At 38.8% G+C, this 8,007-nt stretch carries 10 protein-coding genes and 1 rRNA gene; 8 read left to right on the forward strand and 3 right to left on the reverse strand.

Features of this window, described 5'->3' with window-relative positions; genetic code table 11:
- Positions 1-68: 68 nt before the first annotated feature.
- A complete protein-coding gene (locus tag BMW36_RS18170) occupies positions 69-581 on the forward strand; it encodes a type 1 glutamine amidotransferase domain-containing protein (protein ID WP_089743767.1) in 513 nt (170 codons plus the stop codon).
- 125 nt (positions 582-706) lie between these two features.
- Here the strand turns inward: BMW36_RS18170 and BMW36_RS18175 are convergent, their stop codons facing one another.
- On the reverse strand, positions 707-1,039 hold the full coding sequence (locus BMW36_RS18175) for a winged helix-turn-helix transcriptional regulator (protein WP_089743769.1): 333 nt from the start codon (positions 1,037-1,039) through the stop codon (positions 707-709).
- Positions 1,040-1,173: 134 nt separating this feature from the next.
- Here BMW36_RS18175 and BMW36_RS18180 point away from each other — a divergent pair, with 134 nt between their 5' ends.
- The 4 genes from BMW36_RS18180 to BMW36_RS18195 all read left to right on the forward strand — a co-directional run bounded on the left by BMW36_RS18180 (position 1,174) and on the right by BMW36_RS18195 (position 4,751).
- Positions 1,174-2,241: an LLM class flavin-dependent oxidoreductase gene (locus tag BMW36_RS18180; protein WP_089743771.1), complete on the forward strand. Its 1,068-nt coding sequence runs from the start codon at positions 1,174-1,176 to the stop codon at positions 2,239-2,241.
- Positions 2,242-2,243: 2 nt separating this feature from the next.
- Positions 2,244-2,810, forward strand: a complete 567-nt coding sequence (locus tag BMW36_RS18185; RefSeq protein WP_089743773.1) for an NADPH-dependent FMN reductase — start codon at positions 2,244-2,246, stop codon at positions 2,808-2,810.
- A gap of 83 nt (positions 2,811-2,893) precedes the next feature.
- A complete protein-coding gene (gene cwlD / locus BMW36_RS18190; RefSeq protein ID WP_089743776.1) occupies positions 2,894-3,625 on the forward strand; it encodes an N-acetylmuramoyl-L-alanine amidase CwlD in 732 nt (243 codons plus the stop codon).
- A gap of 79 nt (positions 3,626-3,704) precedes the next feature.
- Positions 3,705-4,751, forward strand: coding sequence for a P-loop NTPase (locus BMW36_RS18195; protein ID WP_089743778.1), 1,047 nt, complete (start codon positions 3,705-3,707; stop codon positions 4,749-4,751).
- 48 nt (positions 4,752-4,799) lie between these two features.
- Here BMW36_RS18195 and gerD read toward each other — a convergent pair whose 3' ends face one another.
- Positions 4,800-5,465, reverse strand: coding sequence for a spore germination lipoprotein GerD (gene gerD / locus BMW36_RS18200; protein ID WP_089743780.1), 666 nt, complete (start codon positions 5,463-5,465; stop codon positions 4,800-4,802).
- Positions 5,466-5,607: 142 nt separating this feature from the next.
- On the opposite strand from gerD, the gene BMW36_RS18205 reads away from it, so the two are divergent.
- Positions 5,608-6,198 carry a KinB-signaling pathway activation protein gene (locus BMW36_RS18205; RefSeq protein ID WP_089743782.1) on the forward strand — a complete coding sequence of 197 codons (591 nt, stop codon included), beginning with the start codon at positions 5,608-5,610 and terminating at the stop codon, positions 6,196-6,198.
- A gap of 118 nt (positions 6,199-6,316) precedes the next feature.
- On the opposite strand, the gene BMW36_RS18210 is transcribed toward BMW36_RS18205, so the two are convergent.
- A complete protein-coding gene (locus BMW36_RS18210) occupies positions 6,317-7,090 on the reverse strand; it encodes a polysaccharide deacetylase family protein (protein WP_089743784.1) in 774 nt (257 codons plus the stop codon).
- Between the two features lie 157 nt (positions 7,091-7,247).
- On the opposite strand from BMW36_RS18210, the gene BMW36_RS18215 reads away from it, so the two are divergent.
- Together BMW36_RS18215 and BMW36_RS18220 are read left to right on the forward strand one after the other, a co-directional pair.
- Positions 7,248-7,469: a hypothetical protein gene (locus tag BMW36_RS18215; RefSeq protein WP_089743785.1), complete on the forward strand. Its 222-nt coding sequence runs from the start codon at positions 7,248-7,250 to the stop codon at positions 7,467-7,469.
- Positions 7,470-7,796: 327 nt separating this feature from the next.
- Positions 7,797-8,007, forward strand: a 16S ribosomal RNA gene (locus BMW36_RS18220); the annotation flags it as partial.

Raw genomic sequence — 8,007 nt, forward strand, 5'->3', positions numbered from 1 at the left:
AAATGTGGAAGAAGTAGAAATGTAAGGTAAAACACAAAACTATTTATTAGAGGAGTGTTGTTAAAAAAATGGCAAAAATTGCGACAGTAATCACCGACTATTTTGAAGATGTAGAATATACAGATCCAGCGAAAGAATTTAAAAATGCTGGTCATGAGGTTGTAACAATCGAATCGGAACAAGGGAAAACAGTCAAGGGTAAGCAGGGTGATGCATCTGTCACTATTGATAAAGGGATTGATGATGTCTCTTCAGATGATTTTGATGCTTTATTTATCCCGGGCGGTTTCTCACCAGACATGTTAAGAGCAGATGAGCGATTTGTGAAATTTGCTAAGGATTTCATGGATAAGAAAAAGCCTGTACTTGCAATCTGTCACGGACCGCAGCTGTTAATTACAGCCAAGACGTTGGAAGGCAGGGACGTAACTGGTTTTAAATCAATCCAGGTAGACTTGGAATATGCTGGCGGCAACCTGCATGACAAAGAAGTGGTTGTGTGTGGAAACCAGCTTGTAACAAGCAGGGAACCTGATGATATACCAGCATTCGTTGAAGCATCCAAAAAAGTATTAGGGTAATTAATAAACAAGGGTGGGACATCAACATGATGTCCCACCCAAATGATGACTAAATCGGACGGACTAAAAACACTTTCCTTACTTTCCTCAATGATGGGTTGGAATTAACGATGTCCTGCTTAATATTAGTTTTTTTCAATCTTTCTTCTTGTATGGTTTGTTCCCCATTCATGCATTGCTTCCAATATTGGCTGCAGACTTTTGCCATACTCTGTGATTGAGTATTCAACCTTTGGTGGTACTTCCGGATAAACTACCCGCTCGACAATATCCTCTGCTTCTAATTCTCTTAATTGCTTTGTCAGCATTTTCTGCGTAATCCCGGGCATACTTCTCCTAAGTTCATTAAACCGTTGTGTCCCGTTGTTTAGCAAATGAAGCAATATGACAGGTTTCCATTTCCCGACTAATATACTTAATGCATCTTCCACACGGCATGCATCAGGCTCATATCGCATTTTTTTCCCTCCATTAGTATCTTTCATGATACTATATATCTTTAAAGTGCGTACTTACATAATTGGATTATATGTTCCATAATAACATATGTAGAGATAATGGAGACAAGATTTATATAGAAAGGTTGTGCAAGATGAAACAGTTCCGTATCAACCCTGAAAACGGATTGGAATTTGGTTTATATACATTAGGCGATCATTTGCCAAACCCTGCAACCGGGGAAAGAATTTCTGCAAAGCAAAGGTTAGATGAGATTATAGAATTAGCTAAACTTGCTGATGAAGCAGGTATTGATTTTTTTAGTGTCGGTGAGAGCCACCAGGAGTACTTTACCACACAGGCTCATTCTGTCGTGTTATCTGCAATTGCGCAGGCAACGGAAAAAATAAAAATTGCCAGTTCTTCTACAATTATCAGCACACTAGATCCAGTGAGAGTGTATGAAGACTTCGCTACAATTGATCTGATCTCAGGCGGACGTGCTGAAATTATCGCAGGAAGAGCTTCACGTGTTGGGAATTTTGAATTATTAGGTTATGACCTTCAAGATTATGAAGAACTTTTTGAGGAAAAATTCGACTTATTGCTCCAAATTAATCAAAAGGATGTCATAAACTGGAGTGGGAAATATCGAGCACCTCTTAATAATGCGAAAGTACTGCCACGACCTTTAAATGGTTCGATGCCAATCTGGCGAGCGGTTGGCGGACACCCGGCAAGTGCGGTAAAGGCAGGATATGCTGGAGTGCCAATTTTCTTAGCATCGCTCGGAGGACCTGTATCCATATTTAAAAGAACAATCGATTCCTATCGTACGGCTTTAACGGAAGCAGGTTATGATCCTTTGCAATTCCCTGTAGCTACTGCTGGCTTCTTCTATCTAGCGGAAACAACTCAGCAGGCACAGCGGGATACCTATCCATCCATTAATGAAGGAATGCAGCATACAAATGGACGCGGTTATCCTAAACAACACTTTGCGCAAGGAGCCAGCCCGCGAGATGTCATGAATATCGGCAGTCCTCAGGAAGTGATTGAGAAAATTCTTTATCAGCATGAAATGTATGGACATCAACGCTATATTGCCCAAATGGATTTTGGGGGTATTCCTTTCACTAAACTTAGAAAAAACATCGAGTTAATTGGCGAAGAGGTATTACCTGCCATTCGAAAATATACAGCAAAACAGGAGAGTGAATAGAAATGAAAGCAGTGTTTCTCTCTGGATCGATTGTTGGTTCAAAAACAAAAACAGCAATCAGTTATGCAATGAACAAATTAAAGCAAGCATACCCGGAAATAGAAACTGTCTTATTGGACTTGGCAGAATATAATGTGCAATTCAGTGACGGGCGTAATTATCTTGATTACAGCGGAGATACAAAGTATGTTACGGAAACTTTAATGAGTGCTGATGCGATAATCATTGGTACACCTATCTTCCAGGCATCCATCCCAGGTACATTGAAGAATGTATTCGACCTGTTGCCAGTCAATGCCTTCAGGGATAAAGTAGTAAGTATGATCATTACAGCTGGATCTGCAAAACATTATTTAATACCTGAACAGCAATTGAAACCTGTTCTTGCTTATATGAAAGCGCAAATTATTCAAACATATGTCTTTATAGAAGAAGTTGACTTTCATTTAAAGGAAATTGTGAATGATGATGTGCTGTTTCGTATTGACCGGTTAATTGAAGATACGGTTGTTTTGACAGAGACGTATAGAAAGATCCGGGAAGCACAGGAAGCAAAATATGATTTTTAGACAGTCTTAATGAATTCTTGGCATAACCGTTCTGCTTGTCCCATATAGTTAATGTAAGAATGGCGGTATGGAGGGGGAGCGGTATGCCACGTAAGATTAAGATTTTTTTATGGTTATCAGGTTTATTATTGTTAATAATATTTATTCAATATCCAATGCAGCAATCAATGGATTCATGGCAGACATGGTCACTGCCACTTGCAGGAAAAACGATTGTGCTCGATCCCGGTCATGGGGGAGTAGATGGAGGAGCAGTTGGTTCTGACCAGACACAGGAAAAAGAAATTACATTAAAAGTATCTAGTATACTTAGAGATTATTTACAGCAGGCAGGTGCAACAGTTTATCTAACTCGCGAGGGTGATTATGATTTAGCGGCAGAAGATACGAAGGGTCTGTCTCGAAGAAAAGCGGAAGATATTCAGCAACGGGTTCAGTTTATTAGTGAAAAAGAGGCAGACTTTTTTTTGAGTATACATCTAAATGCTTTATCTGACAGCAGATGGAAAGGTGCTCAGACATTTTATTATCCTGGCAGAGAAGAAAATGAACAGCTGGCAAAATTTGTCCAGTCAGAGATCATCCGTAATTTAGAAAATACAAAAAGAGAAGCATTACCGATTCATCAGATATTCGTCCTTAAATATGCGGAAGCACCTGGTGCGTTAGTCGAGATTGGCTTTTTGTCAAATGGCGAGGAATTACAGTTATTAAAGTCAAAGGAATACCAGCAGAAGATGGCTGCAAGCATCTATGAAGGGATACTAAGGTATGTTACAGAAGAAACGGTAGAGGAAACTGAAACAAATCCTTGATGCATCCCGCTTAGTTTACTCGGATTTTATGGTATACTAACACTTAGGAAGACAAGACTAAAATTCGAGGTGACTTATTTTGCTTACGGAACAAAAAGTAATCGAACTTCTGCACAAAATGAAAGATCCGTTTTTACATAAAACTTTTAAAGAAACGGAAGGGATAGAAGAAGTCTCGATTAAATCAGATAAAGATCACGTCAGTGTAAAGTTAGCGATCGCAAAAACAAATACAGCAGAGCAAATGCAGCTTCAGCAGGAATTAGTGGGGGCCCTGAAACAGTTGGGAGCGGCTACAGTCGGCCTTAGATTCTCTCAATTACCAGATGAGGTAATTGCTAAATTTCAACCAACTAAAGAGGAAGACCCTTCCTTACTAAGTGAAAGTTCCAAAACAAAATTTTTAGCAATTGCAAGTGGTAAGGGCGGTGTCGGGAAATCAACCGTTACTGTAAATACAGCAGTAGCCTTGGCAAGGCTAGGTAATAAAGTCGGTATTATTGATGCCGATATATACGGCTTCAGTGTCCCTGATATGATGGGTGTCGAGGAACGGCCGAAATTAAAAGGGAATAAAATCATCCCTGTGGAACGTTTTGGTGTGAAGATAATGTCGATGGGCTTTTTCGTTGAAGATAATTCTCCGGTTATTTGGCGAGGACCGAGGCTTGGCAAGATGCTTGCAAGCTTTTTTAAGGAAGTGGAATGGGGAGAACTTGACTATCTTTTATTAGACTTACCTCCAGGAACCGGCGATATCGCACTAGACGTACACAATATGATCCCAAGTTCGAAAGAGATTATTGTTACGACTCCGCACCCGACAGCCGCATTTGTCGCAGCACGTGCAGGGCAAATGGCTATAAATACAGAACATGAGATTCTTGGTGTAATCGAGAATATGTCTTACTTTGAAAGCAAAGTAACAGGCGAGAAGGAATTTGTGTTTGGTAAAGGCGGCGGAGATAAATTAGCAGAGGTACTTGATACTAGTGTTATTGGCCGTCTGTCCCTACAACAGCCCTACGAAGAAGAAGGAGTATTTGCTCCGTCTGTTTATCAGGAAGACCATCCAAATGGACAGGAATATCTGCAAGTTGCGAAACAAATAATGGAAAGATTATAAAGAAAAAGTCTAGCCGAAATGCTAGACTTTTTTGCTCTTTTAAATCTGTCAGCTGCCTTGCTGTTCCTGGCTGCCTCCGCCTTCTTGCTGCTGGCCACCTTGACCACCTTCTGAAGAACCACCGCCATCGGACTGACCCTCACCGCCTCCACCTTCACCACTAGGTTTCATCTCTTTTGCTGCATTCATTAGTAATTCAGCAATTTTTGCCTGGAAAATCGGGGAGCTGAAAGTTTCTTCCATTACCTTTTCAAGGTGTGAGCGGAACTCCTGACCAGTTAACACTGTTAATGTCTGTTTCTCCATATCAGGGTTACTAAATATTTCTATCAATTTTGATTGATACTCCGGGTCGCTCATTAAATTCTTCATCACTTTTTCCTGTTGTTCTTGCAAGGCTAATGCAAAAGATTCAACAAATTTAGGGTCCTGAAACATTTTCGTCCAATATTCCTTTCCTTTATCAGAGGAAAGAGCACTTTCTACAGAGTCTTTGACGATCTTGGCATCAATCACATATGTCTGTTGCATGTCATCACTTGCGAGCACTTCTGTGATTGCTTTTTTTCCTTCATCGGTTTTTAGTATATCTGCAACCATCTTTTTTGTGCCTTCATAATTTCCTTCTTCCTGACCTTCATTATTAGAACCACCACAAGCTGTAAGGAGAACTAATATGGTGATGAAATATATAGTTAATTTAATTCTTTTCATACAAACCGCTACCTTTCTATGTGTCGATTCTGTGTATTAATAATATGGAGCTTAATAAATTTTATATGTACGAACAGCGCAAAAAAATATCGTTCATGGTAAAATGTTTGGAGGAATGGAAACTGGAGTAGGAGGATTTGTCTTGAAAAGCCGTAATGTTGTTCGTTTGTTTTTTAGTACATTATTATTAGGGGGGATATCTACCCTCATTACAAGTTTTTTTGTAAAGCGTGATGCTTATGCAGAATTCTTGAACCCTTTTGACTGGTTCGAAGTATTAGGTTTAATTATCTTTTTCCTTGCGCTTGGTTTTGTGTTCAGCTTAGTTAGTCAGATGGGTTACTTCGCATATTTAACAGTAAATCAATTTGCGTTGGGAATATTTCGGGGTATATGGCCAATGATTCAAATTGTACTGATTGCTTTTGCTTTATTCGACTTAGTTTATTTCAGATATAAGTCGGTTGAAAACGGATCACTTGGTTTGTTTTTAATTACAGCAATTGCTTTACTAATATACGGGATAGTAATTGCGGGTATTAAAGCAAAAGAAACGAATAAAAAAGCATTTATTCCTGCCTTGTTCTTTATGGTGGTAGTTACAGCAATTGAGTGGGTACCGGGATTAAGAACAAGCGGCGGGGACTATGCCTGGCTGATGATTGTACCGCTTATCATCTGTAACACTTACCAGCTGTTAATATTACACCGTTTAACCGATGTGAAAAAATGACCAGATTAAAAATTCTCATGAACAATACTCATGAGAATTTTTAATCTTACCGTACTACCAACTTAACGGTTATATAGTATGAGCGATTTCACATACCAGATTTACAATGCAGTAATTCTTATTTTTTATTTGACTTCAATTCTTCTTGTGAGCCTTCTGCATGTGTAATTAATTCTGAAATAGTCACAATTGCTAATTTTCGCTGTTTAAGTTCAGGTACTACGTTTGCTAAAGCCTTATCTGTTTGTTTTACGGAATCGGATGCGTGTAACAACACAATCGAACCATTATCAACTTTTGTTAGAATACGATCTGTTATAACTTCCGTACCCGGATTCTTCCAATCATTCGGATTAATGCTCCAATGAATCATCTTTAAACCTTGATTCTCCACCATCTGCAATAAATCCTTGTTCAAATAACCATTAGGTGTCCGGAATAAATAGACATCTTCAGACCCCAGTTTTTTAAAAGTCTCGCGCGCCTTAGCAATATCCTGTCTAATTTTTTCATTGTCCTGCTCTTCATATGGAGCATACCTGTACCCTAACATGCCGATTTCGTGTTTGGCTTCTTTAATTTTATCAAAAAGATCGGGGTGGCGTTCTGCCCATTCACCACTAACGAAAAAAGTTGCCGTGACATTTGACTTTGCTAACTCATTTAGGATGGGCTCTACCTGTTCAGAACCATGACTTATATTAAATGTAAGAGCAACAGACGGGTGATCTGGATTACCTGTATTCAATGCTTTCGGCTCGTTCTGATTAGAGAAAACAGTGAATGAATAGTTAGTTCCGAGAAATAAGAAAATAGCAGCAAATAATGCTAAAGGTAAGACGAAAAAAAGTTTGCGTTGTTTTTTTATATCTATTATATAAAGTCGCCGCATTTGCTTCCTCCTTTGTTTTAGGCTTGTTCCATTTTATGAAGGTGTACAGGAAAATATGATGTCTAATAATGTTTAATTATGATAAAAAAAGGAATATAGGTAATAGTAAATAGCAAAGGTAGAGGAAAGTTAAGGGCTTGAAAGGTAGGAGATTGTTATGCTAGGGCTATTAATTGATGACAAACAACAAAATGAATTGGAATATGTAATTAAACGAGAAATGGAAGAATTGCTGTTTGATTTAGAAGACCATCGTATTGATCAGCTTGTAAAACAAGCAATGCGTGAAAGATATAAGGTGCTCTTTCAGTTGTTTACAAGAGTAGCTTCAGAAGATGAGATAAAAAAATATATCCCCCAGCAAGTGAAGATAGACTAATACATAGGCTATACCTGATAATGATATTAGGTATAGTTTTTTATTTTTTTAAAAAACCTCTTGCTCGACTCTGTAAAATGTGATATATTATTTTTTGTCGTCAAGACGATAACTTAAAAAATGCTTGAAAGTCATTTCGTAATAAATCAAAAGTAAAAAAAACGATTGACATCTTTTCGAAAGCATGATATATTATATTTCGTCGCAAAAAACGACAAACAAACATTGATCATTGAAAACTGAACAAAACAACCAGTATGAAAGAAAAGTAAGAATTAGCTAGCTTATAGAAGCGAGCAGATCAATTCGGCACATTCATGTGCAAGTTTTATTGAGAGTTTGATCTTGGCTCAGGACGAACGCTGGCGGCGTGCCTAATACATGCAAGTCGAGCGCGGGAAGCAGGATGACCCCTTCGGGGTGATTCCTGTGGAACGAGCGGCGGACGGGTGAGTAACACGTGGGCAACCTGCCTGTAAGACTGGGATAACTCCGGGAAACCGGGGCTAATACCGGATAATACTTCTCCTCACATGAG

Source organism: Gracilibacillus ureilyticus (assembly GCF_900111195.1).
Taxonomy (GTDB): Bacteria; Bacillota; Bacilli; order Bacillales; family Amphibacillaceae; genus Gracilibacillus; species Gracilibacillus ureilyticus.